General features: G+C 31.1%; 24 protein-coding genes and 1 tRNA gene. 5 read left to right on the forward strand and 20 right to left on the reverse strand.

Annotated features, from left to right (window positions below; translation table 11 throughout):
* Nucleotides 1-626: 626 nt before the first annotated feature.
* The 3 genes from BUE95_RS13760 to BUE95_RS12980 form a co-directional block, all read right to left on the reverse strand.
* Complete coding sequence (locus BUE95_RS13760; RefSeq protein WP_200778625.1) at nt 627-770, reverse strand: hypothetical protein; 144 nt, start codon at nt 768-770, stop codon at nt 627-629.
* Nucleotides 771-817: 47 nt separating this feature from the next.
* Nucleotides 818-1402: an RNA polymerase sigma factor gene (locus BUE95_RS12970; protein ID WP_073585204.1), complete on the reverse strand. Its 585-nt coding sequence runs from the start codon at nt 1400-1402 to the stop codon at nt 818-820.
* Between the two features lie 429 nt (nt 1403-1831).
* The gene (locus tag BUE95_RS12980; RefSeq protein ID WP_073585208.1) at nt 1832-2344 is read right to left on the reverse strand and encodes an adenine phosphoribosyltransferase; all 513 of its coding nucleotides are present in this window, start codon (nt 2342-2344) and stop codon (nt 1832-1834) included.
* Between the two features lie 71 nt (nt 2345-2415).
* On the opposite strand from BUE95_RS12980, the gene BUE95_RS12985 reads away from it, so the two are divergent.
* Nucleotides 2416-2489: transfer RNA gene (locus BUE95_RS12985), tRNA-Arg, on the forward strand.
* Between the two features lie 322 nt (nt 2490-2811).
* Here the strand turns inward: BUE95_RS12985 and BUE95_RS12990 are convergent.
* The 15 genes from BUE95_RS12990 to BUE95_RS13055 all read right to left on the reverse strand — a co-directional run bounded on the left by BUE95_RS12990 (nt 2812) and on the right by BUE95_RS13055 (nt 13810).
* Entirely contained in the window at nt 2812-3240 is a 429-nt protein-coding gene (locus BUE95_RS12990) for a hypothetical protein (protein ID WP_084530312.1), read from the reverse strand.
* A gap of 72 nt (nt 3241-3312) precedes the next feature.
* A complete protein-coding gene (locus BUE95_RS12995) occupies nt 3313-4116 on the reverse strand; it encodes an endonuclease/exonuclease/phosphatase family protein (RefSeq protein WP_394333990.1) in 804 nt (267 codons plus the stop codon).
* Nucleotides 4100-5125, reverse strand: coding sequence for a hypothetical protein (locus tag BUE95_RS13000; protein WP_073585212.1), 1026 nt, complete (start codon nt 5123-5125; stop codon nt 4100-4102). Before BUE95_RS13000 ends, BUE95_RS12995 begins: the two co-directional genes overlap by 17 nt.
* A complete protein-coding gene (locus BUE95_RS13005; RefSeq protein ID WP_143165309.1) occupies nt 5118-6098 on the reverse strand; it encodes a hypothetical protein in 981 nt (326 codons plus the stop codon). Before BUE95_RS13005 ends, BUE95_RS13000 begins: the two co-directional genes overlap by 8 nt.
* A gap of 10 nt (nt 6099-6108) precedes the next feature.
* A complete protein-coding gene (locus BUE95_RS13010; RefSeq protein ID WP_143165310.1) occupies nt 6109-8436 on the reverse strand; it encodes a coiled-coil domain-containing protein in 2328 nt (775 codons plus the stop codon).
* Between the two features lie 138 nt (nt 8437-8574).
* Entirely contained in the window at nt 8575-8799 is a 225-nt protein-coding gene (locus BUE95_RS13015; protein WP_073585218.1) for a hypothetical protein, read from the reverse strand.
* Nucleotides 8799-9011, reverse strand: coding sequence for a KTSC domain-containing protein (locus BUE95_RS13020; RefSeq protein ID WP_073585220.1), 213 nt, complete (start codon nt 9009-9011; stop codon nt 8799-8801). The genes BUE95_RS13015 and BUE95_RS13020 overlap by 1 nt, the downstream gene beginning before the upstream one ends.
* A 6-nt stretch (nt 9012-9017) precedes the next feature.
* Nucleotides 9018-9548, reverse strand: coding sequence for a hypothetical protein (locus tag BUE95_RS13025; protein ID WP_234977659.1), 531 nt, complete (start codon nt 9546-9548; stop codon nt 9018-9020).
* A gap of 32 nt (nt 9549-9580) precedes the next feature.
* On the reverse strand, nt 9581-9781 hold the full coding sequence (locus tag BUE95_RS13030; RefSeq protein WP_073585224.1) for a hypothetical protein: 201 nt from the start codon (nt 9779-9781) through the stop codon (nt 9581-9583).
* Nucleotides 9782-9810: 29 nt separating this feature from the next.
* On the reverse strand, nt 9811-10464 hold the full coding sequence (locus BUE95_RS13035) for a hypothetical protein (protein ID WP_143165311.1): 654 nt from the start codon (nt 10462-10464) through the stop codon (nt 9811-9813).
* A 5-nt stretch (nt 10465-10469) separates the two neighbouring features.
* Nucleotides 10470-10907: a hypothetical protein gene (locus BUE95_RS13040; RefSeq protein WP_073585228.1), complete on the reverse strand. Its 438-nt coding sequence runs from the start codon at nt 10905-10907 to the stop codon at nt 10470-10472.
* Between the two features lie 55 nt (nt 10908-10962).
* Complete coding sequence (locus tag BUE95_RS13765) at nt 10963-11133, reverse strand: hypothetical protein (RefSeq protein WP_200778626.1); 171 nt, start codon at nt 11131-11133, stop codon at nt 10963-10965.
* A 108-nt stretch (nt 11134-11241) separates the two neighbouring features.
* Nucleotides 11242-11907: a helix-turn-helix domain-containing protein gene (locus tag BUE95_RS13045; RefSeq protein ID WP_073585230.1), complete on the reverse strand. Its 666-nt coding sequence runs from the start codon at nt 11905-11907 to the stop codon at nt 11242-11244.
* Between the two features lie 3 nt (nt 11908-11910).
* Nucleotides 11911-13335: a tetratricopeptide repeat-containing sensor histidine kinase gene (locus tag BUE95_RS13050; protein WP_143165312.1), complete on the reverse strand. Its 1425-nt coding sequence runs from the start codon at nt 13333-13335 to the stop codon at nt 11911-11913.
* Between the two features lie 271 nt (nt 13336-13606).
* Entirely contained in the window at nt 13607-13810 is a 204-nt protein-coding gene (locus BUE95_RS13055; RefSeq protein ID WP_073585234.1) for a hypothetical protein, read from the reverse strand.
* Between the two features lie 334 nt (nt 13811-14144).
* Here BUE95_RS13055 and BUE95_RS13060 point away from each other — a divergent pair, with 334 nt between their 5' ends.
* Complete coding sequence (locus BUE95_RS13060) at nt 14145-15008, forward strand: hypothetical protein (RefSeq protein WP_143165313.1); 864 nt, start codon at nt 14145-14147, stop codon at nt 15006-15008.
* A 161-nt stretch (nt 15009-15169) separates the two neighbouring features.
* Here BUE95_RS13060 and BUE95_RS13065 read toward each other — a convergent pair whose 3' ends face one another.
* Both BUE95_RS13065 and BUE95_RS13900 read right to left on the reverse strand, forming a co-directional pair.
* A complete protein-coding gene (locus BUE95_RS13065; RefSeq protein WP_073585238.1) occupies nt 15170-18412 on the reverse strand; it encodes a WD40/YVTN/BNR-like repeat-containing protein in 3243 nt (1080 codons plus the stop codon).
* 292 nt (nt 18413-18704) lie between these two features.
* Entirely contained in the window at nt 18705-18827 is a 123-nt protein-coding gene (locus BUE95_RS13900) for a hypothetical protein (protein WP_262494375.1), read from the reverse strand.
* Nucleotides 18828-19522: 695 nt separating this feature from the next.
* Between BUE95_RS13900 and BUE95_RS13070 the strand changes: the two genes are divergently transcribed.
* The 3 genes from BUE95_RS13070 to BUE95_RS13080 all read left to right on the forward strand — a co-directional run bounded on the left by BUE95_RS13070 (nt 19523) and on the right by BUE95_RS13080 (nt 23108).
* Nucleotides 19523-20113 (forward strand): YkgJ family cysteine cluster protein, encoded by a 591-nt coding sequence (locus BUE95_RS13070; RefSeq protein WP_073585240.1) that lies wholly within the window; start codon nt 19523-19525, stop codon nt 20111-20113.
* 382 nt (nt 20114-20495) lie between these two features.
* Nucleotides 20496-21617, forward strand: coding sequence for a vWA domain-containing protein (locus BUE95_RS13075; protein ID WP_073585242.1), 1122 nt, complete (start codon nt 20496-20498; stop codon nt 21615-21617).
* 36 nt (nt 21618-21653) lie between these two features.
* Nucleotides 21654-23108 carry an AAA family ATPase gene (locus tag BUE95_RS13080; protein WP_073585244.1) on the forward strand — a complete coding sequence of 485 codons (1455 nt, stop codon included), beginning with the start codon at nt 21654-21656 and terminating at the stop codon, nt 23106-23108.

The following is a 23108-nucleotide window of genomic DNA, read 5'->3' on the forward strand; positions in this document are numbered from 1 at the left end:
TTTTTGACTTGTTTAATTCTCCAGTTTGTGTGTGAACTTCTGCTCTAATGCGGGTGCAAAAGTAGAAATCTTTTTCGTTCCCACAAGGCTTTTAGTTTCTTTTTTTTGCCTTTTTTTTAATCTTTTTTATAACTCATTGATAACAAGGTTTTAATGAAAAAAGTTTTTTTATCCTCACCCAACCTATTTTAAGCACAAGATCCCAACATAGTAGATTTACAAGGATAACACACAAACACAAGAACCTCTTGTTTATAAAAACAGTATTAAAAAACACATAAAAAAAGATCGAATCAACCAAACTGCATTAAAAACAGAATCGCTTTTAGCTCCATTTACAATCTCCGATACGCAGAAATGAATTTTGACACCTATATATAATAGGTATAGAAAAAGTTTTTACAGAAAAACCCAAATAAACAAAACAAAATAAAACATCACCTATATTTAGGATTAGCCTTCTCAAAATACCAAATACCTGCTTTCAATCTTTTAATACCATATAATAATATAATTAGGTAATAAAAAGTCCAAAAAAAAACCTGCTCCCACAAAACCAATATAAGGATTTGTAAAAACAGGTTGTACACAGTAACTATATGGCTTAATATAAATCAAAGACTAACTCAATTCGCAATGATTTCAAATGTTATTTTTCCAACTTTCTTAATCGTTAAAGCTTTTGAATAGTTTAACAAAAAGGAAATAGTCTCGTTACTTGGTAATGTTCTTTTTGAGCGTACATTTTTTTTAGAGTAAAGTTTTGCCATCAATAATAATTTTATATTATGATAACGCAAGAAATTTAAATTTAGTATTAATCAAGCAGAACTATCTGATTTTTTTCAATAATCTTTCTCAAATTTAACAACGCATAACGCATTCTACCCAAAGCGGTATTAATACTAACACCTGTTAAGTCTGCAATTTCTTTAAAACTTAAATCTTGATACATACGCATTAACAAAACTTCACGCTGATCTTGAGGAAGTTCTTTTAACAAACGAACCAAATCCGTTTCTATCTGTTCTGTGATTAATTTTCCTTCAATGGATGGGGAATTGTCTACAAAAAAATCAAAAATTGCATATTCATCAGTCTCTCTGTTGAATTGCATCTTTTTTGATTTTCGAAAATGATCCACAACTAAATTGTGCGCAATACGCATTACCCAAGGTAAAAACTTACCTTCTTCATTGTAAGATTTTGATTTCAAGGTTTTAATGACCTTAATAAAGGTGTCTTGAAAAATATCATCCGCCAAATCCCTATCGTTAACTTTAGAGTGAATGAATCCAAAAATTCGAGATTGATGCCTTTCGATTAAAGATGCTAACGCAGACTCATCTCCGTCAATATAATTCTTTACCAATATAGCATCAGAAAGTAAAAGATTAGCCATAACAATACCTTTTAATTATTTAAAATTAAGTTCTAAAAAGTATTTTTCTGTATAGGCTATTTTATTTTTTGTAGATTAATGAAGCAAATTTAACATATTTTTTTAATTATAAACAAGCAATAGTAGAAATTATCAATTTTTTTTTTTACAACAACACAAATTTTTTATGTGAACTAAAGAATTAACTCCTACCTAATTATTCATTTTCTATATTTGTAAAAAAAAAGATGTACAAAACACTAGCCAAAGTAAACAAGTTTTTATTACCAAGTTTCACAAAGCAAGGCCTGGATATTGCTAAAGCAAAAAAATGGCAAAAAATGATTATTGCCTATCGCTATTATATAACCATCAAGAGTTTGGATTAAACATGGTGTCCCAACTTCCTTTTTAAAAAAAGCTTAAGCAAATCAGTTGACACTTGAAAAACTAATAAGTTAAAGCAGCATAAATAGGCATATGAGCTATTTTCGCTCTTCCGTTTAAGAAAGTTAACTCCATTAAAAAGTTCATTTGTACAATTTCACCTCCTAACTGTTCTACCAATTCACACACTGCTTTAGCCGTCCCACCAGTTGCCAATACATCATCGTGAATTAAAATTTTATCTCCTGGCTGAATAGCATCTATGTGCATTTCTAAAGTATCAGTCCCATATTCCAATTCATACGAAGCGCTAATCGTGTCAAAGGGAAGTTTTTTAGGCTTGCGAACTGGAATAAATCCCGCATTTAATTTTTGTGCTAGTAATATCCCAAAGAAAAAACCACGACTCTCAACACCTATTACCTTGTCAATTTTCTGATGCTGCAATGAATTTGACAATTTTTCCAAGCAAAAAGCAGTCGCCTCAGGCGAAATTAACAATGGTGTTATATCTTTAAACCCAATACCTGGTTTTGGAAAATCTTGAATATCACGGATATAGTCATGTAAGTTCATTTTTATTTACTTTTTTTATTGTTAGGGTTTGCAATTTACACAATTATATCTATATTTGCACTCACAAAATCGGCCTCGTGGCGCAACTGAATAGCGCATCTGATTACGGCTCAGAAGGTTACTGGTTTGAATCCAGTCGAGGTCACTTTAACAACTCCAATTCCTTACAAATCAGGATTTGGAGTTTTTTTTCACCTCTCTCATAGGCTCCATATTCTGATTCTTGAAAAGGGAATTCAAAAACAATTAGTCTATCATAAACGAATCCTCCACCAAAAAGCGTAAAACCTAAACTTTCTACCGCTTTTGGTGTAACCTTTTCAGTTCATGTTTACTAATCCTTTATGTGTTTTAGAAAAATGATACTTTTTTGCGTCTTTAACACCGCAAATAGAAACATCATATGCTATCGAATCGATTGATGTAAATAGAAAAGAGCTTTTTCATTAAAAATATTTAAGTACGGATTAATCCTCTCTAACAAATAACGCATACTCATTCGCTTCCTTATCCTTTCCTCGTAATTCTCCTTTACCAATCCACGCTACAGTAATTTCTATTTCTGCTCCATTCACATTAATTAGGAGTCCATTCCCATATTTCCCATTGACAACTATTGTACCTGTCACTTCATTTCCTTCACTATCAAAACCATAAATATCATAGACATAAGTATAATCCCCAGCCGTACCTGTTCTGTACTCATATTCTTTTGTAGAATCTTCTTGATACGTAACATCATCTTTGGGAGGTGTTTCTAAAAAAGGCTTAATTTGCTTTTTCTCAATGAGCTCCTTTTCAACAGCTTTTTTCTTAAAATTGTTTTCTTTGCAATTGAAAAAAATCAAAAAGCAGAATAAAAATAAAAGGGTACTTGAAGGATAGCGTTTTTTCATTACATAATGTTTCCTTCAAAAGTAACCCAGCCACATTTCAAAATTTTACGGATTTACGTAAATAAAGATAATTTATTGAAAAGAAATTTCTGTAGCAATTGGAATATGATCTGAGATCTTCCTTGCTTCTTTAAGGGTTAAAAAAGTTTTATAAAAATGAATAGCTTTAGTGTTACGAATAAGGATTTTTGAAGTATTGTACCAAATATTATCAAATTCAGAAGCCAGACAAACGTCTTCAATACACTCTTTTTTCAATGAAGTCTTTTGATTGACAAACACGGAAGCATATCCCATTCGCTTCAAGGGATTGAAAACGGAATGGGATTGCGGACAATTAAAATCCCCCACAAACAATAGATTTAGTTTTGGATATTGCGCAGGTAAGAATTTAAAGAACTTTATTTCGGTTTCAGGTTGTTTGCTCTTTGTTATGGCGTGAAAATTAGCAATTGTAAACTGTTTACCATTATAGTCAAACGTACAATAAAAGGGTTCTCGGTCGATTTCTAAATGGTATTTTTTCTCTAACCAGGCCTCTCCTACTTTTTTAACGTTACTCGTTTTCCACAAAAACGCATAGCGCTCCGTTTTGTAAGCACTACTACTGGTTGGATCGCTGATGGTGTAATCCCATTTTGAACCTTTTCTATTGAGTTCTTCCGCTAATTTAGCTACAGCTTGTGCACCACCATCTCCTGCAACAATTTCTTGCAACGCTACAACATCATAATCTTTAATTGTTTTTACAATGAAAGCAATATCCGTGTCAGATTTTGAACTTCCTAAATTTTCTACATTCCAAGAAAGTAGTTTGACTTGGCAGAAAGTTGTTGTGGTTAGGAGAAGTAATAAAAAACTAAATGTTTTCAATATCCTTCTCAATTAACTTATATTTATCTTTAACATCATCAGCCATATAGAAATCTAGTAAATCTTTTTTGGTTAATGTTCCTTGACTTAAAAAACGTTTTAAATATTCTTGATTAAATTCCATTAGAAGCATCGATTTATCTAATTGTTTTAGGATATTTTTATTGTTTTCAATGTTATTTAAAACCAAAGATTTTATTGTTAAAACTTCATTGATGTCTTTAATAATTCTATTCACAATCATTGCTAAAATATCCTTATCAATTTCTATTTCCTTTGAATTTAAAGCAATATCACGAGCTAACATGTAAGCAATTGCAAGATTTGAATAATCTCCTTTTTGTGAATTAATTATTGATACAAAACCAACACCTGGAATGTAGCCAACATTGTCAAAGTTTTTTAAAATGGAATTATCAATCAATGAAATATCGAAAACAATTATACTAACTTTAGAATCTCTGTTGGCTTGCGCTTCTATTAACTGACTCCAAGCGGTATCAGATTTTCTTGTAAAAATTTCTTTGTTTTCAATTTCTCCAAAACGAATGCTTTTATCAAACTTACATTCAATGGCAATCTTTAAATCTAGTGAGCCATTTACCTCACAGATTATGTCTCCAGTTTTATTTTTTGGAAGATTTCCTGCAGTATTTCCAGTTAAGAAAGCTTTGTCTTTTAATCTTCTTTCAGAAAAATAGTTGTTTAAGAAATCAGCAATTTCATCTTCGGCTAGAGTTCCTTTAATGGTTGATTTGTAGAACAACTCTTTTTTCATTTCAAAAATCATTTTTAGACTTTCTAATTCTGTTCCCAACTCATTATTGGTTTTGGCTAAAAAGGCTGAAATTCTATCCTCCATTAATGCCAAAACACCTATGTAAATGGCACGAAGTAATTTTTCGTCACGTTCAGTCGCTGACAAGTTATCAAAGTAATTGAAAACAATTTGATTTTCAATTTCAAATTCTTTGATTTCAATGCGTTTGAGTTGTTGGTTGATTTTAAGCATCAATATTATTTATTAGATCAATCACTCTTTTAATTTTTTCATCAAGTTTGTTATACAATTCAATTTCTTTTTCATCTGTACATGCTAGAAGTTCTTTCAAAACATTGTAGATATGGTAAAACTCAGTTGAAATTTCTCTTGTAAATGCAGATGAATGTGATTTTGGGTCTTTGATGTAAGTACAAAAATCCTTAATTGTTGCCTTTAAAAAATCATCTTTGGAAATAAAATGTTCTTTATCGTTTTTACAATTATCAAAACCCTTTCTTATATATTCCAATAAATCAATAAAATATTGTCTGTCTTTTTTTCTATTTAAATTAGTTAGAATATATGGGCTGATATTAAAAAAACGACCAATTGCATTTTGAAGGATTAAAGTAGAAATACTAGGTAATGCCTTATCTGTCTTATTTTTTAAATTATCAAACGATTCAGATATTCCAGCAATCTCTGTTGATTTATCTAATGCTGTTTTTACATCTTCTGATAATTTACCAATTTCATCTGCTGAAGGCATTTCTTTCATTTTTTCACGTAAATCTTCAACACTTAAAATATTAACCAGAATAGGTATAAAAACCCCTAGAATTGCAATGAAACCTATTCCAATTGCCATATATAAGTTTAAACGATCTAAATCTTTATCAATTATGCTTTCAGCTCGATTTGATTCTTGATAAACTATTTCACTTAATGATTTTATATTTTCGTTAATTCTATATATATCTTTTTTTGTCAAGATAACTTTTTGACCATTTTTCTCTAATGAATCTAAATTAATAAATTCAAAGTCTTTTGTTTTAAAGAATCTTTTGTTTTGAATTTCTTTTTCAGTTTTATAATCTGAAATTTTTCTATCTAGGCAATACCATTGCCAACAAAATAAGGCAATTATTAATAAAAGCAATATAGACCCAAAGATTAAGATCTTTTTATTATATATATGCTTTGTTATTTTTTCTTCACTCATTATCTTCTTTTTAGTCAATTAATATTTTTTGTGGGAGAGAATAAACTAAATTCCAATATTTTTGTTCATTAGGAAAACTTAATGCTACTTCATCTTTATCATGAGGTTTAAAAAATCTTCCAATCATTGTTTGATTCAATAAATCAATTCTATTTTCTTCTTCAAACTTTTCATTGTTATTGCTAAAAGAATTTAAAGCATCAATAGCACTTTTAAAAATCATATCATCATGCGTGAAAATAATGAATTGTAATGGTAAATTAGGAGTGTGTTTTTGAAATATTTTTATAATCTTTATTAAAAATTCTGCAAATGAGTTTTTATTAGGAAAGTCACTCGCAAAAAACAAATCATCCATTACTAAAGGAAAATTTATTCTATACTTTTTTCGTGAAGCCAAAGCAATACTTAAACCTATCATCAATGAAAATAATTTATATCTGAAAGTGTTGAAATAAATTTGTGGAGTAGTAACTATTTCATAGGTTTTCTTATCAATTATTTCGGTCACTATATATTTAGTTACATATTCTTCACCCTCAATGATTAGCTTATTTTCTTTTAAATTTATCTCAAGTTTGTATTGTGGATCATCTTGAAAATAATCATTTAAAATTTCTTCAACAGTATTTTTAATGGGTTCAAAAACGCTATTTACTAATTCATCAACTTTTAGTTTGAATTTTGAATTAAATACACCTATTTCTTCTTTTATTTGATTAAGGTACCCCACTTTTTTATTAGCTGATATAAATTCTATTTCTAAGTCTATATTCTTACTATCGATTAATTTAATTTGTTCGTTGAATTCTTTGATTTCGTTTTCTAGTTTAGTTACTTTCTGTTCAACGGTTAAACCTTCATTGTTTTCAAAAAATACTTTTATTTCAGTTTCAATTCCATTTTTTCGTTCCTCAATTAGAGATTGAACTTCTTTAGCTAGTTCAATGTATCTTTTTTCAAAAATTTGTTTGTTCTTATTTAATAATTCAAATAAATCCGAGTAATCTTTATCGGTTGGAACTAATTTTTGAGTAAAAGAATAGATGTAATCATTTAATTCAGTATCACTTATTAATGGAGATAATGCTACATATAATCTGTTTTCCTCCAATCTAATTGTTTCTAAGTTTGAAAAACTACTTAATTCTTGTCTATCAATATTTAGTATTTCATTCACGTTATTTAGATCTCTAGTAATATTCCATAAATTTTCAGAAACTGATCGGAACTTATTTTTTAATTGTTCATCGAGTAATTTGAACTGTTCTAATTCTAGTAATCTTTTTTCAACTTCAATTTTGATTTCTTCTAATGATTTATTTGAACTCAAACAGAAAGGACAGTTATCAAATTCATGAATTAATTCCTTTCCTATGTCTAAGAAATTCTTTTCTACCGATGCTTTTTTATTTCTTTCTAAACTACTTAACTCTCTATACTTATTTTCAAATTCAATTATATCATCAAGATATTTTAGCTCATCAAAACTTATCTGTAAGCTTTTACTTTTCAATTTGTTTAAAACTTCTAATTTAGATTGCTCGTTAGAAATATTTTCAGAGGAAATGCCTTTTTTTAATTCTTCAATTTCAATAGTTTTTGATTGTATTTCGGTTTGTCTATTTTTAATGGTTGTTCTATTGTTTTCAATTTCTCTTTCAAGATTATTTCTTGCTGTAGTTTCTTTACTTCTTCTGTAGTTTGGAATTAACTGAGCGATTTTTTGAAATGTTATAAATTCTGTGAGACCTAAAGATATTGCAATTTTATTATGAAATGAATATTCGTGCTTATCGTCTTTTTCATATTCAAGCTGACCATTACTAATTATATCGTATTCGGTAATGAAATGACTATGAGGATTAAAAACTTTCACAAAATCTTCATTTTTAAAGATTATGTTTTCTAAGTCAAAATCTCCTTCAACTGTTTTTACTTTACAGGATGGTTTTCCAATTTCATTAACTCGTCTTAAATATTTATTGTAATCACTCAATTCGTTTGAATCTGGAACTTTAGAGCGAAGTTTTTTTTCTCCAATTTCTTGAGTATAAATCATCTCAAGCCCTGCAAAAACAGAAGATTTCCCTGTCCCATTATTTGCTAAAATTATTGCATTATTAATTTTTCCATCTTCATCGGCTAGATTTATTCCATATGGAATATCATTATTTCCTTCTATTGAAGGTATTCCTCTTAAGTTTGAAATTTCAACTTGTTTAATTCTATAGTCTTTTCCTTCATATTCTAAAACATCTAAACTTTCAGTTTTAATTTTTTCTTCTAAATCTGCAAAATTGAAATCTTGATTTTCTGAACTTTCTAAAAAAAACATTAAACTTTCGAATAAAGTTTCTCTACTCGAAATATTTAAACTTGGATAATAATTGGCAATGATTTTAGAAATAGTATTACTATTATCTTCAGTTGCAATATTGATAAGGACCTTTCTAAAATTTGTTGTAGTCATATTTTACTTGATAAAGTCATTTCTAACATTTTGATTTATATAGGAACTCAATCCTTTACCACTAATTGCTCTTTGAATTAGTTGTTGAAAATGATAATTACCTATTTCATAAACAGGATAAATATAAGGATTTTTTTTACCATCTTTAAACCAAACTGAAATTGAATTGTCTGATATATGAAAATGTGTTATTGGAGAATTTCCGCTTGAATTTCTATATCGTTCCATTATCTAATTTTCGTAGTTTCATAATTATCTTTTACATATGCATTGAAGTATTTTCCTTGAGATTCAGCATCCATCAGTTCTTCAAAAACATAATTTGGAACATCTAAATATTGATAAATCCCACCGCTTAAAAATTCAATTTCTAATATTTCATTTTTTTCATCGTATCCTATTGAAGATATATTTGATGATCTTACGGACTGTCTATCCATTTTGTTTTATTTTTTTAATTCATCAATTTTAATTTTTGCTTCTTCAAAAGCTTTCTCTATCATTTCAAGGTTTTCTATGAATATGGTATTATCTGAACCATATTTTTCAAGTTGTAAAAACCATGTGATTTTTCCTTTACCCATCATATAGCCAACCTTAAAACCATCTACAGTTGTAAATTTATTTTCAAGATATTCTGGATTTGTTGCAAGATCTTTTTCTACTTCAGTTTTTAAAGAATTAATAGCTTTGATTACCTCTAATAAATCTGAATATTCTATTGAAGCAGTTGCTGTGCTATATTTTCCTTGTTTTTCAATCTGGAAAAAATAGCTTATCAAAGAACCTGAATTTATCTTTCTAATTCTTGTTTCAGACAATCCTCCATAAAGGGTTTTAATCCCCGAAAGTTTATAGTCGGTTAATTTGATTATGCTTCCAGTTTTTGAAGCAAATGCATCAATTTTTGTTTTTTCTTTTTCAAGTTCTTTTTTTGTTTCTTGTGCGAAAATGGTTGTTGTTGCTAACAACAACATAATTGTGATGTAATTTTTCATTTTAAATTTGTTTAGTTAATTTTTCCTCCAAAAGCAATTATTGCAATACAAATAGCCATTGCAACTATAAATAATACTACTCTACCCCAAAAAATCATTTCATCTAATTCATCTTTTTCTTTTGGGCTTTTGTTGTTATAGTCATTTTGATATTTATTTCTAATATTTCTCCTACCAGATTTTGTGTTAACATTATATGATTTTCTATCCATATATCTTTTTTGTTTAAAACGTAGTTGAATTAGTTCAATTCAACTATTTCATTGTCATTTTTAGAGTCTAAATCATAATAAGTATATTCATCATCATATTCGTACCATTTATAATTGACTTTTTTAAAACGAAGAAAGTTTAGCATCTCGGAAAGTGTTTCTTGGGTTTCTTGTTTATTTTTATTGTTGGCAAAAATCCCACCTGTGAATTGTATAGTTTTTGAATTATTTCCAAATACTTCTACTTCAATATTTTCAACCCATAATTTTTTTGCTACGATTTTTCCGTACGCTTTTCTTAGTTTTGGAAATTCTGAAACTTGTATCTTTTTAACTTTAGTTTCAAGTTTTTCACCAAGTTCTTTTATACCATTATTATTTGAGCTTTTAGCTTCATTAATTTTCTTTGCCCAAACCTGAAATAAAACAAGTTCCAATTGAATTGATTCAATAGATTCTTTATATGACGTGAAATCTATACCTTTATCTATTGAACTTATTTCTCTATCTAATTGTTCTTTTATTTCAACATCAGTTAGTTTTTTTTCGGTAGTGTTTATTGTTTTATTTGTAGCCTCAACACTTGTTTCTTCTTCCTTTTTATTATCATCACTTCCGAAAGCCATAAATAGAAATCCTGCTAAAACAAAACCAGATATTAAATGTTGTACTCTTTTTTTCATAATTGTTATAGTTTAATTATTAATGATTTTTTGTTGATTATAAATGGTAGCATAAATCCAGTTAAGTACATAGCTATATCAATCCAGTCAAAAGTTCCTGGCACAATTGAAATGCTTTGTCCTATTTCTGATAATAAAGCAATAATGGGTAAGCCAATTAGCCAAAAGAGGTTACTAGAATTGATTTCATTTTTCCACGTAATAAGTATTAAGCTTATGAATGAAAATAGCCATAAACCATCTGGTAATGAAAATTTTACCCAGTCAGGAATTAATAAATCATAATTCAAGGTGTAATCTCTTATAGTTATAATTACTTTGGTTAGGCTAATTGAATTGAACCATGAAAACATTCTTAACGATTCTACTCTAAAAAAGACATATATAAAACCACCCAATAAGATTGTTAGAAATGGAAATAATAATGTTTTAACTTTTTTCATAATTTAAATTAAAGAATATAAGTTGTCTAAATGAATAAACAACTCATGATTTTAATTAAGCATGTTGAATAAGTTTCCATGTTACTGCACTTCCAGAATATGGAGGCATCTTATTTCCTTTTGCTATTGGTGATGTTGTTGATGGTGTACTTACAACTTTCCAAATTCCTGATTCTGGACAAATTTCACCTGTTCTGGCGGTTGTCCCAATTGGTAATTTTGACATAATTAATTTTTTTATAGTTAATAATGTTCAAACTTAAACCCAATAAAAAAGTATTCCTTACGGGAATCCGTAAAGTGGTTATTTTTTTTTAAATTGATAATGAGTAAGTTAGATGACGCCTAAATCTTTAGCAATAGCAATCAAATGAACATTATTACTCGCCTTGAAGTAATCTTTGAGTTTTGCCACTCGCTTTTCAATAGCACTTTTACTATTTGGAGTAATATTTGATTTTTTAAACATTGCAACCATATCATCTATCGCTACACCATTTGCGAGATGATTTAACAGGGCGATATCATAATTATCAATTTCTTTTGCTGTTTTATCTTGTAAAATATTAGCTAAATCAGGCGATATGAAAATTTTTCCGTAAAGCAAGGTTTCAATTGCCGTTTTGAGTTGGCTAATGCTATTTCTTCCTTTGTGTACAAATGCGTTAATCTTTTGTCCCTCAAAAAGAGTTTTTATAGTGTAAGCTTTATCTTCTACAGAATAAACTATCACTTTAAGTTCAGGTTGCAAATTTCTTATAACTTCTATAAGTTTTTCTCCGGAAGGAATGTCCACTTTCCTGTAATCGGCAACAAAAGATAAGTCGCTAATTAGTAAATCAAAAGGCTCGTTATCTTGCTTGGCTTTTTTAAATTTTAATAGCGCATCATCGCAATATTTAGCGTATTGAATTTCTTCCACTCCAAGCGATTCAAGAGTTTGCTTTACGGCGATATTAATACTGTCGAAATCTTCTGCTATTAAAACTTTTTTAAACATATACTATTGTTTTGGAATCTCAATTTTTACTTTGAACCCTTTTTCAGGTAAAGTGTCAAAAGTAATAGTTCCGTTTATAGAAAGAATGCGGTTTTCCGCATTTTGAAGCCCATTTTTAATATTTAACAAATTAGCAACTCCAATTCCGTTATCAGAATAGTTGATTTGCAATCCTATTTTGCTGGATTTAATCGAAATACTCGCTAAAGAACATTGACTGTGTTTTTTCATGTTGACCATTAATTCTTGAAGCACTCGATGGATAACAACTTTAACTTCTTTCGATGTTTTTAAATGATTAAAAGCATCCATATTTACAATTACGTTTCGATTTGAGGAATTGTAAGTGGCAAGCATAGCTTTTAGTTTTTCTAGATAAAGTTCACCCGTATCAATATCTTTATTTTCATTGGAAATATTTCTGGTGCGGTTGTATATGGTTTCTAAATTTTCTAAAAGAGTATCTTTATTTTTAGGGTTTAATAAATCTTGTGTTTCGGCAAAGGCAATGGTATTGTGCACGTCGTTTGCTAATTCATCATGTAATTTTTTCGCAATTCGAGTTTCTGTTTGATAGGCAGTCTCTTTAATTTTTTTGCGGTTTCTCTTTTTGATTCTGTAGTAAGCAAATGTTCCAATTCCAAAAAGTAAAACAATACCAATGACTGAAAATTCTTTTAATTGTTTTTGTTTCTCAAGTTCTTCAAGAGCTTGTTGTGAATCGTATTTTATTTTTGCAAATTGATTTTTAGCTTGTTGCCTTGCCGTTTGTATACTATCGTTTAATTTAAAAGTTTGTATAGCATACTTTTTTGCTTCAACGCCTTCGGATAGCTTGGTAAGAAATTGTAATGCCTCAATTTTATCATCAGGATTATTTGTTTTTCTTGCCATTTCATAAGCTTTCAAAGCATGATTTTTGGCAACATCTAAATCTACTTTTTGATAATATTCTGCTAAATGCATGTATGAAGAAGTTAATCCAACAATATCCCGATTTTTTTCTCTGAGGTGTTTAGATTGAATTAAATAATCGAATGCTTTTTTATCATTAAGTTTATATAAAACATATCCTAAATTATCAATTACTCTAGCGTACTCTATAAAGTTAATTTTTAACGAATCATTAAGCCTTAGTAACTCTAAAACTTCTCTAGCTTTTATATAATTTTCTTGATGGATATAATTATATGCTATATTGTTTTTAACTATACATTTTGACAATTCATCCGATGTGAATTCTAAACTTTTATAGTAATATTTATTAGCTTCACTGTAATTAGACTGTTCTAGATATGCTAATCCTAAATTATTGTAGATAAAAGTATAATAGCTTTTTTTGGTGTCTTTTTTCAAATATTTAATCGCCTCGGTAACCGTTGCTTCGCTTCCAGAAAAATCATTTTTCAACCGTTGAATTTCTGACATCATTAATATTGGATATAGGATGTTGTTGAAATCATTTTGACTGTGACAAAATACCTTTGTTTTTTGATAGTAATAAAAAGCTGAATCAAATTTTGCGTTTTCGAAATTTAACTCAGCTTTACCAAATAATGCTAAATATGTGGGATGTTTTTTTACATTAGATTCACAAGAAAATAAACTACATATAATCAGTAGTAAATAAAAAAACGGGAAATGTGCCTTTTTAAGTATCATTTCCCGAAATTAGATAAATAATTTTTTAATACAAAAATTAATTACTTGGTTTAATAGGAGTAGAACCTCCTTGACCACCAGTATCACCTTCATCTAAAGTGTCTCCGTCTTTTTGCATCAGGGTATAATCAAATTCTTGAAGTTCAAGATTTGTTTTTGAAGTTGGAAAATCATTGTCTGTTGTACAAGAAGTTGCTAAACCACCAATAGCTACAATAGCTAGAAATAAATATTTTTTCATTTTTTTAGAATTTAAAAATTGGACATAAGTTTGGCTGCTCGGAACTATTCCGAAGTCAGTTTTTAGGGCTTGTTAAACCCAACTCTTTTTTGAGTACTCTTTGTTTTGGGAAGTAGAAGTGTGCTAAAACAGAACGTTCATTCTATACTTCCCGAATAAAAATTCAGTTCTGTATAGCGACACTTTTTTGAAATCAGTTTTGTACATTTGTTTTAATAGCTAGTTAAAACGATAACGGATTCTGAAGCAAAGGAATAGCGAACTTGTATGAGTGTTTATAGGAAATTCCGATATTTCCGATATTTCCGAAGAATTCCGAAAAACAAGGATGATTATGACAAAAATTACTTTCAATAGCTATAAAGAAGCTATTCAAAATCACTACGATATTGTGAAAAATAGCGATTTAACAAGTGTGTTATTAACGCCTTCTCCTGCCCAATTAAGAAATTATTGCGCAATGTTGGTTGATAAAGGTCTTACTGCAACAGATGAAGAAATATTCAAAGCGTTCTTTGAAACAAAAAAGGATGAAAAACTCAAGAAATCAATTGAATTGTGTAATACCGATAAATTCAAAACAATTATTTCATTTTTAAAAGATAAAAGAGACTCGGAAATAGCCCTAAGAATTGAAATGGCAAGTATCATGGTTGATTTCTTACCTAGGCCCTATGCTAATTTTTTGAATAGCGATTTGAGGTCAATTAACAATGGAGAAAAAAATCAAATCATAAAGATTGAAGATGAAAATTATGCTGTCAAAGAGAACAAAAATGAGCATGATTTTACAGCTACTCAAGTTGGGAAACATGAAAGAATAAAGAAAAATGTTGCACGAGGTTTTATAGGAATAATTGGAACAGTATCAATCGGACTTGCCACAAAAACCTTCATTGCACCAGAACCACAATGCATGCAATGGCAAAAAAATCATTATGATATTGTAGACTGTAACAAAAATCAACATAGTTTGCTACAACAAAATGATATCATTCCATTTGATGAACATCAAATAAAACTAGTCAAAATACAAGTTTCAGATACAACTACCTTTTTTAAAATGGGAAAACCTTTATATTGGTATTGTAAAGTAAATGGCAAACCTGAATTTTTTAATACACATGGCGTTCATCCAGAAACAGGCAAAGCCTTAAAACCAGTTAGTACCTATATAATTGAAAAGTATGTGAAATGAATTCTCGAAAAAAGGCATCTCACAAAAACTATACATATCCAGGTTATTACAGATTGAAACATAATAGGTTTCATTAAAAACGCAATGGATATTGACTAAAATTATAACAACAAAAAAGGCTGTCTTAATTAAAAAACAGCCCCTTATCGTATAAATACATTTTAATCTAATAGTGGTGGAACACCTGCTGTAGCTAATTGTTTTTCTAAAGCAGGCAGAGCAACCTCTATAAACTTAGTGATTGAAGGTTCTAACCTTTCAAAAAGTATTTTAGCTATAGCTAAACTTTCCATATGCATTCTTGTAGGACCATAAGTTGTATTAAATCCACCTTGAGCTACAGATAGTCTAGAAGAAATAGATTGTACATCTTTCTCACCAATTTCATCTTTTGAAGAATTACCATTCAATTGCTGCTCAATTGCATACATTTCCATTTTCAAATTACTTAATTTTTTTTCAAGAACTCCTGGTTGTTGTGTTGCGAATACAGCAGCTTTTTCGAGGGCTATAAGTCGTTTAGATGCTTTTCTGAAATTGCTTAAAGCTACATCAACCTTGGTTTTAAATGTTGTTAAGTCATTTAAATAACTTTCAACACCATTTTGCATTGGATTTTCCAAAACATTATTAGAAATAGCCTCTACTTCAAAAGTTTGGGGTTGTGATACTGCAGTAACCTCTCCTTTAATATTAACATACATCGCTACCGTGTAAGTTCCTGCTAATACAAACGTACTAGCCCTTGAATCAGATGGGTTATCACTAATTCTATCACTTGTCAACGATGTAGCAATTGGTCTTTTTAAATTCCACGATATTCTGTTAAAACCCTTTCTGTAGGGAGCATTAATTCGAGTAACAATACCTCCTTTAGCATCTTTAATTTCAAAAACAACAAAACTATTCGATTCATTCTTTTCGTTATCTAATGCTTCCCAACCAGGAAATGGAATGTCTTTGTTTTCTTTTTTTAACTTTTTTTCATTTTTCTGACGAACCGATTTTAAAGTTTCAATTTCATTAGGAAGATAATACGTAAATAAAGCACCAAAATCAGGATTTGAGGCAGTGTAATGACTCTCGCCTTGACTCGAGGTTCCACCACTTATTGGCTTATATTGCAAAGCCTTTCTTGGTTTAAACAACGTTGGTTTAGATAAATTATCCTTATTAAAATCTCTTAAAGCACTGTAATCATCTAAAATGTAAAACCCGCGTCCAAAAGAAGCTACCACTAAATCATTTTCTCTTTTTTGAATGGCTAAATCTCGAAACGAAATTGTCGGTAAACCGTCTGAAAATTTAATCCACTCCTCCCCTTGATTAAATGAAACGTATATTCCATATTCTGTCGCTAAAAACAATAAATTTGGATTAACATGATCTTGAACAATACGCCAAACTAAAGTTTGTTCCGGAAGCCCTTTAATTATAGGCTTCCAAACAGTTCCCCCATTCGTACTTTTCAATAAATAAGGTTTGTAATCCCCAAATTTATGATTATCTAAAGCTACATAAACCGTACTAGCATCATGTAAATCGGCTTTAATATCATTAACAAAAGCACTAGCAGGTACATTCGGTAAATTGGAAACTAGAACTTTTGTCCATGAGGTACCTCCGTTTTTTGTAAATTGGATTATCCCATCATCTGTTCCTGCGTAAATAATGTTTTCATCAACTGCTGATTCAGAAAGCGAAGTAATGGTATTGTAGGTAGACATTGCATAGACGTCCCATGCGGCATCCCAACTCTTTTGTTTGCCCATTATGGGAAGTGTAATACGCTCTTCATTTTTAGTCAAATCTTTAGAAATTGGAGTCCAACTATCCCCTCTATTTTCTGATTTCCAAACTCTTTGAGTCCCAAAATAAATTCGCTTTGGATCATGACTACTTACAAGAATTGGAGAATCCCAATTATTGCGTTCATAAGGTTCATCAACCCCTTCTTGAGGTTTTATAAAAATTGCCTCTCCAGTAGTTCTATCAATACGATGTAAATTTCCTTGTTGAGATTGAGCATAAACAATATTAGGGTTTCCAGGTTCTGTTGCAGGTTGATGTCCATCGCCTCCTAAGAGTACAAACCAATCCGAATTGGCAATACCATCAACTTTATTGGTTCTAGAAGGACCTCCTTGCGAATTATTGTCTTGTGTTCCTCCAAAAACATTATAAAAGGGTTGGGCATCATCAACAGCAACCTTATAAAACTGAGTTATGGGTAAGTTATTGATAAATTTCCATGTTTTGGTATCATCAAATGACTCATAAATTCCACCGTCTGTCCCTACTAACAAATAATTCGGATCATTAGACTTAAAAGTTAAAGAATGATTATCGGAGTGTTTATTGCTCTCATTCATCATGTAGAAATTTTTACCCCCATCTTCAGAAACTTGCACACGCACATCCATCAAATAAATTTTATCAAACTTATAGGGTGAAGCAACGAGTTCTTGATAATAATGTGGTCCTGTACCGCCTGAAACAGTATTTGACATTTTTACCCAACTAGCACCCTTGTTATCGGAACGATAAATAGCTCCTTTTTTTCTATCTAACTCTATAGCTGCATAAAGAACATCGGGATTAATAGGTGATATCGCCAAACCTATTTTTCCCATTTCAGTAGTTGGTAAACCTGTAGTTAATTTACCCCAAGTTTCACCACCATCAGTACTTTTATACAATGCAGTACCTTCACCTCCACCTACATAAGCAGCTACAGTTCTGTGCCGTTGCCAAGTAGCAGCATATAAAACATTCGCATTTCTGGGATCAATAACTAAATCGGTAACTCCTGTCCATTCATTACTACTTAAAACTAACTTCCAAGTGGCACCACCATCAGTTGTTTTATATAGGCCGCGTTCACCGCCCGAACTCCATAATGGACCTTGAGAAGCGACCCAAATTTCATTTGAATTCTTTGGGTTAACAATGATTTTTGAAATGTGCTCCGATTTTTTTAAACCTTTATTTTTCCAACTCTTTCCACCATCATAACTTACATATATACCATGACCTATACCAACGTGACGTCCACCAACGTTTTCTCCAGTACCCAACCAAATAGTTGAGGGATTGCTAGGATCCAGTGTTATACAACCTGTGGAATAAAACGACTCTTTATCGGTTAATGGAATCCAAGTAGTTCCTGAATTTTCTGTTTTCCAAACACCACCCGAACTCACCGCTACATACCAAACACTTTGATTGTTTGGATCTATAACAATATCCGATATTCTCCCCGACATAAATGCTGGGCCAATACTTCTAAATTTCAATCCTGTCAAACTTGAATCTTTCTTTGTCTCTTGTTTAACTTGTGCTTTTGCTGTGAAGAAAAAACAGCCAAATAAGCCTAAAATAAGTAACTTTTTTGAAATAGTCATTTGTGTTAGTTTTATTTCAAATTTAACTATTCAATAAGATATAAATAAATTTTTTATAGATTTATAACATTTAATCCATTTTTATTGATAATTCATCAACCAAAAAAATAGCAAGAGTGTAATGAAAATTGTGCTTTGAAATTAATGAAGCTTTTTAAAAATAACACATGCACTTCAAAAAGCACTATAAAGCATTCCAATTTTAAAATTATCCCACCCTACCTATTCGCAATCTATAAAACCAAAACCATACCAAGATTTACACCAAACACTCCAAGATTTTTTCCATTTCTCAAATTTCTAAAATCCGTGTTCCAAAAAATCCGCTACCATCCACCTTCGCTTTAGTGAATCCGTCCCCATCCGCGTTTTGCCAAAGTAAATCTGCGTCATCCACGTCCCAAATTTTAACCATTCCTCCCCAATTAAAATTTTAAAAATTCCTAAAATTTCTTCAATCCGTGTTCCAAAAAATCCGCTGCCATCCGCCTTCGCTTTAGCGAACCCTTTTTAACCACAAAGCAAGCCAAAGAAAAACCCGCGACCACCAGTCAAATCTGTGTCATCCGCGTTCAAAATTTCAAAGATTCCTCCTCAATTAAAATTTTAAAAATTCCTAAAATTTCTCCAATCCGTGTTCCAAAAAATCCGCTACCATGCGCCTTCGCTTTAGCGAACCATTATTTAACCGCAAAGAAAACCAAAGAAAAACCCGCGACCACCAGTCAAATCCGCATCATCCGCGTTCAAAATTTCAAAGATTCCTCCCCAATTAAAATTTTAAAAATTCCTAAAATTTCTTCAATCCGTGTTCCAAAAAATCCGCTGCCATCCGCCTTCGCTTTAGCGAACCTTTATTTAACCGCAAAGAAAACCAAAGAAAAACCCGCGACCACCAATCAAATCCGCGTCATCCGCGTCCCAAATTTTAACCATTCCTTCCCAATTAAAATTTTAAAAATTCCCAAAATTTCTCCAATCCGTGTTCCTAATAACCAGAAACTTAAAACAAAAATAACCAACACCCCACCTCAGCGAATCCACGTCATCCGCATACCAAAACAAAAAATAAAAAATCAAGAAAATTGGCTTAAATTGCAAAAAAAAACAATGTCCATTCAGGAAAAAGTTGCATCAGTAGAAACTCTGTATCAAAACCTTGAAATAGAGATCACTACATTCCAAAAAGAAACCAAACTAAGTTGTGTTGCCGGTTGTGGAAAATGCTGTTCCACTCCAGAAATTGATGCTTCACCACTAGAGTTCCTACCTTGGGCATTTCATATTTTTAAAACCGGAAAAGCTGAGGAAACACTCCAAGAATTAGAACAAAACACAACTAGCACTTGTTTCCTTTACCGTCCAAAATCGCTAACCGAGTTTACTTCAGGAAATTGTAGTACCTACCAATATCGAGGATTAATTTGTCGCCTTTTCGGCTTTGGAGCTACTACAGACAAATACGGAAAACTTCGAATTGCAACTTGCAACATCATTAAAGAAGGACAAAAAGAAAATTTTGAAAAGGCTACTACTGCTATAAATTCAAATTTATCAGCACCTATTTTTACGGAATATTACATGCAGCTCTCACAAATAGATTTCAAGTTAGGAAATATATTTCTACCTGTAAACAAAGCCATGAAAATGGCAATAGAAGAAGTACTACAATATTACGCTTATCGAGAATTCGAAATATAATTTATTGACAAAAAGTTGCTGTACTAACGAGAAGTATTTCATGAAACTATTTTTCAAAATTACGAATTGCACCGGTTCTTAAGTGTTAGGTTTAGCTATTGTTTATCATTAAATCATAAGTTTCACACCTCTCTTCGAATGTTTGTTAATTGTAAATATTGACTCTAAAACGGATAATACCTCAGAAAAATAATACGAAAATCATACAACTTCAGCTACAAAACAATTTTCATAGGCAAAATCAATCGAAAAATTGATAGGGTTGTTGAAATAACTTTTACATCAAAAACCAATCGTACTATCTCAACCTCATACTACTTTTAACTAAAAATTAATACTCGTTATTGAACTTTACGCTGTAAAACAGCGTAATTTTATAATTATGAAAAAAGAGAGTAAAAAAGGTTTTTATTTCAAACCGTATGAAGCCCCTTTTCAAACCCCTTTTGAAAAACTATTTGACATCTTCAAAGAGTTAATTACGTATACCTCTGGCGATTTTGATGAAGCTATTAGCTGGCTTAGACAACTAGATGTTGAATACAAACTCACCACCGAGGAGTATACCATAGATGATTTCATTGAAGACTTAAAAGCTAGAGGCTACATCCGAGAAGAATTTGAAGACGACGGAACTTCAGGAGGCATCGGAATTACGGCTAAAACAGAACGCGCTATAAGACAAAGCGCATTGGAACAAATTTTTGGTAACCTCAACAAATCTGGAAATGGAAATCACAAAACCAAATATGCGGGTATTGGGGACGAACATACTGGGGAGTACCGAGAATTTCAGTTTGGCGATAGTCTAGAACAAATTTCTCTAACCGAAAGTTTGAAAAACGCGCAAATCAATAATGGAGTTGCCAATTTTTCAATCACGGAGCAAGATTTAATTGTAGAGGAAGCTCAATTTAAATCTCAAATGTCTACAGTTCTCATGATTGATATTTCGCACAGCATGATATTGTATGGGGAAGATCGAATCACTCCTGCAAAAAAAGTAGCTATGGCGCTTGCCGAACTCATAACAACCCGTTATCCAAAAGATACTTTAGACATTTTGGTTTTTGGAAACGATGCTTGGACCATTAAAATTCAAGATTTACCTTATTTGAAAGTGGGACCTTATCATACCAATACGGTGGCAGGTTTGCAATTGGCAATGGATATTTTAAGACGAAAAAGAAATACCAATAAACAAATTTTCATGATTACCGATGGTAAACCCAGCTGCGTGCGTGAAAAAGATGGCAGGTACTACATGAACAGTAATGGACTCGATGAATATATCGTGGATAAATGTTACAACCAAGCGCAGCAAGCAAGAAAATTACACATTCCCATAACCACTTTTATGATTGCCAACGATCCTTACTTGCAGCAATTTGTTGATAATTTTACAGAAGCCAATCAAGGTAAGGCTTTCTATACGGGATTAAAAGGATTAGGTGAAATGATTTTCACGGATTATGAAAACAACAGAAAGAAAAAAATTAAATAATTATACCCTGTTTTAATAGATTAAAACAACAACATTATGAATCAAATCAAAACATTAGGCGCTTTAAAAGCAACGGGATATCAATCAAAATCAATTAAAGACGAACTCAGAGATAACCTACGAAAAAAAATTCAAAACGGAGAACCTACTTTTGAAGGGGTTCATGGTTTTGAAAATTCGGTGATACCTGAATTAGAAAGGGCTATTTTATCAAAACACAATATAAATCTTCTTGGATTACGAGGACAAGCCAAAACACGATTGGCAAGAAAAATGGTAACGCTTTTAGACGAATACATTCCGTTTGTATCAGGTTCTGAGATTAATGATGATCCCTTTCAACCCATTTCAAGATATGCTAAAGATAAAATCGCAGAATTAGGAGACGAAACACCTATTTCATGGCTGCATAGAAACGATCGTTTTTATGAAAAACTAGCAACTCCAGATGTTACCGTTGCAGATTTAATTGGGGATATCGACCCCATAAAAGCAGCCAATTTAAAATTATCATATGCCGATGATCGCGTGATTCACTTTGGGATGATTCCGAGAGCCAACCGCTGTATTTTCGTCATCAATGAATTACCCGATTTGCAAGCGAGAATTCAAGTATCTTTATTTAATATTTTACAAGAAGGCGATATTCAAATTAGAGGTTTTAAACTGCGTATGCCGTTAGACATGCAATTCATATTTACGGCCAATCCTGAAGATTACACCAACAGAGGAAGTATCGTCACACCGCTAAAAGACAGAATTGGTTCTCAAATTTTAACCCACTATCCCGAAACAATCGAGATTGCGAAAACAATTACCCATCAAGAGGCCAAACTGGATAAGATACAAACAGATACGGTTTATGTACCTAACTTAGCAAAAGATTTATTAGAACAAATAAGCTTTGAGGCTAGAGATAGCGAATATATCGATTACAAATCTGGTGTTTCAGCTCGTATGAGCATCACTGCTTATGAAAACTTACTCAGTACCGCAGAGCGCAGAGCATTACGAAACGGAACCGATAAAACAACACTACGACTATCTGATTTTATGGGGGTAATACCAGCTATAACAGGAAAAGTAGAACTCGTTTATGAAGGGGAGCAAGAAGGTGCTGCTCAAGTAGCTATTAACCTGATTGAAAATGCCATACACACTTTCTTTCCTGCCTATTTCCCTAAAATCGAAAGAATTGAGAAATTAGATGAGAAAAACGTCTATAGTGATGTTATTGAATGGTTTATAGCGTCTGGATTTGAACTTTTAGACGAGTGTAGCGATCAAGAATATAAAGAAATTCTAGACGATGTAACACCTCTAGAAGCACTTATTAACGAATACCAACCGAATACGCTACCAGAAGACAAATACTTTCTCAAAGAATTTGTATTATGGGGATTGGTAGCCTATAAAAAACTAAGCAAAGATAGATTTGAAAACGGATATCACTTCAAAGATCCGTTCGGAAGCTACATCAATAAACTGTAA

The sequence above is a fragment of the Flavobacterium cucumis genome (assembly GCF_900148835.1).
GTDB lineage: Bacteria > Bacteroidota > Bacteroidia > Flavobacteriales > Flavobacteriaceae > Flavobacterium > Flavobacterium cucumis.

Excerpts from the sequence above, each read along its gene's own strand:
- BUE95_RS13760 (WP_200778625.1), bottom strand. The coding sequence starts at position 770 with ATGGCAAAACTTTACTCTAAAAAAAATGTACGCTCAAAAAGAACATTA.
- BUE95_RS12970 (WP_073585204.1), bottom strand. The coding sequence starts at position 1,402 with ATGGCTAATCTTTTACTTTCTGATGCTATATTGGTAAAGAATTATATT.
- BUE95_RS12980 (WP_073585208.1), bottom strand. The coding sequence starts at position 2,344 with ATGAACTTACATGACTATATCCGTGATATTCAAGATTTTCCAAAACCA.
- BUE95_RS12990 (WP_084530312.1), bottom strand. The coding sequence starts at position 3,240 with ATGAAAAAACGCTATCCTTCAAGTACCCTTTTATTTTTATTCTGCTTT.
- BUE95_RS13000 (WP_073585212.1), bottom strand. The coding sequence starts at position 5,125 with ATGCTTAAAATCAACCAACAACTCAAACGCATTGAAATCAAAGAATTT.
- BUE95_RS13005 (WP_143165309.1), bottom strand. The coding sequence starts at position 6,098 with ATGAGTGAAGAAAAAATAACAAAGCATATATATAATAAAAAGATCTTA.
- BUE95_RS13010 (WP_143165310.1), bottom strand. The coding sequence starts at position 8,436 with ATGTTTTTTTTAGAAAGTTCAGAAAATCAAGATTTCAATTTTGCAGAT.
- BUE95_RS13015 (WP_073585218.1), bottom strand. The coding sequence starts at position 8,799 with ATGGAACGATATAGAAATTCAAGCGGAAATTCTCCAATAACACATTTT.
- BUE95_RS13020 (WP_073585220.1), bottom strand. The coding sequence starts at position 9,011 with ATGGATAGACAGTCCGTAAGATCATCAAATATATCTTCAATAGGATAC.
- BUE95_RS13025 (WP_234977659.1), bottom strand. The coding sequence starts at position 9,548 with ATGTTGTTGTTAGCAACAACAACCATTTTCGCACAAGAAACAAAAAAA.
- BUE95_RS13030 (WP_073585224.1), bottom strand. The coding sequence starts at position 9,781 with ATGGATAGAAAATCATATAATGTTAACACAAAATCTGGTAGGAGAAAT.
- BUE95_RS13035 (WP_143165311.1), bottom strand. The coding sequence starts at position 10,464 with ATGAAAAAAAGAGTACAACATTTAATATCTGGTTTTGTTTTAGCAGGA.
- BUE95_RS13040 (WP_073585228.1), bottom strand. The coding sequence starts at position 10,907 with ATGAAAAAAGTTAAAACATTATTATTTCCATTTCTAACAATCTTATTG.
- BUE95_RS13765 (WP_200778626.1), bottom strand. The coding sequence starts at position 11,133 with ATGTCAAAATTACCAATTGGGACAACCGCCAGAACAGGTGAAATTTGT.
- BUE95_RS13045 (WP_073585230.1), bottom strand. The coding sequence starts at position 11,907 with ATGTTTAAAAAAGTTTTAATAGCAGAAGATTTCGACAGTATTAATATC.
- BUE95_RS13050 (WP_143165312.1), bottom strand. The coding sequence starts at position 13,335 with ATGTCAGAAATTCAACGGTTGAAAAATGATTTTTCTGGAAGCGAAGCA.
- BUE95_RS13055 (WP_073585234.1), bottom strand. The coding sequence starts at position 13,810 with ATGAAAAAATATTTATTTCTAGCTATTGTAGCTATTGGTGGTTTAGCA.
- BUE95_RS13060 (WP_143165313.1), top strand. The coding sequence starts at position 14,145 with ATGACAAAAATTACTTTCAATAGCTATAAAGAAGCTATTCAAAATCAC.
- BUE95_RS13065 (WP_073585238.1), bottom strand. The coding sequence starts at position 18,412 with ATGACTATTTCAAAAAAGTTACTTATTTTAGGCTTATTTGGCTGTTTT.
- BUE95_RS13900 (WP_262494375.1), bottom strand. The coding sequence starts at position 18,827 with ATGGTTAAAATTTGGGACGTGGATGACGCAGATTTACTTTGGCAAAAC.
- BUE95_RS13070 (WP_073585240.1), top strand. The coding sequence starts at position 19,523 with ATGTCCATTCAGGAAAAAGTTGCATCAGTAGAAACTCTGTATCAAAAC.
- BUE95_RS13075 (WP_073585242.1), top strand. The coding sequence starts at position 20,496 with ATGAAAAAAGAGAGTAAAAAAGGTTTTTATTTCAAACCGTATGAAGCC.
- BUE95_RS13080 (WP_073585244.1), top strand. The coding sequence starts at position 21,654 with ATGAATCAAATCAAAACATTAGGCGCTTTAAAAGCAACGGGATATCAA.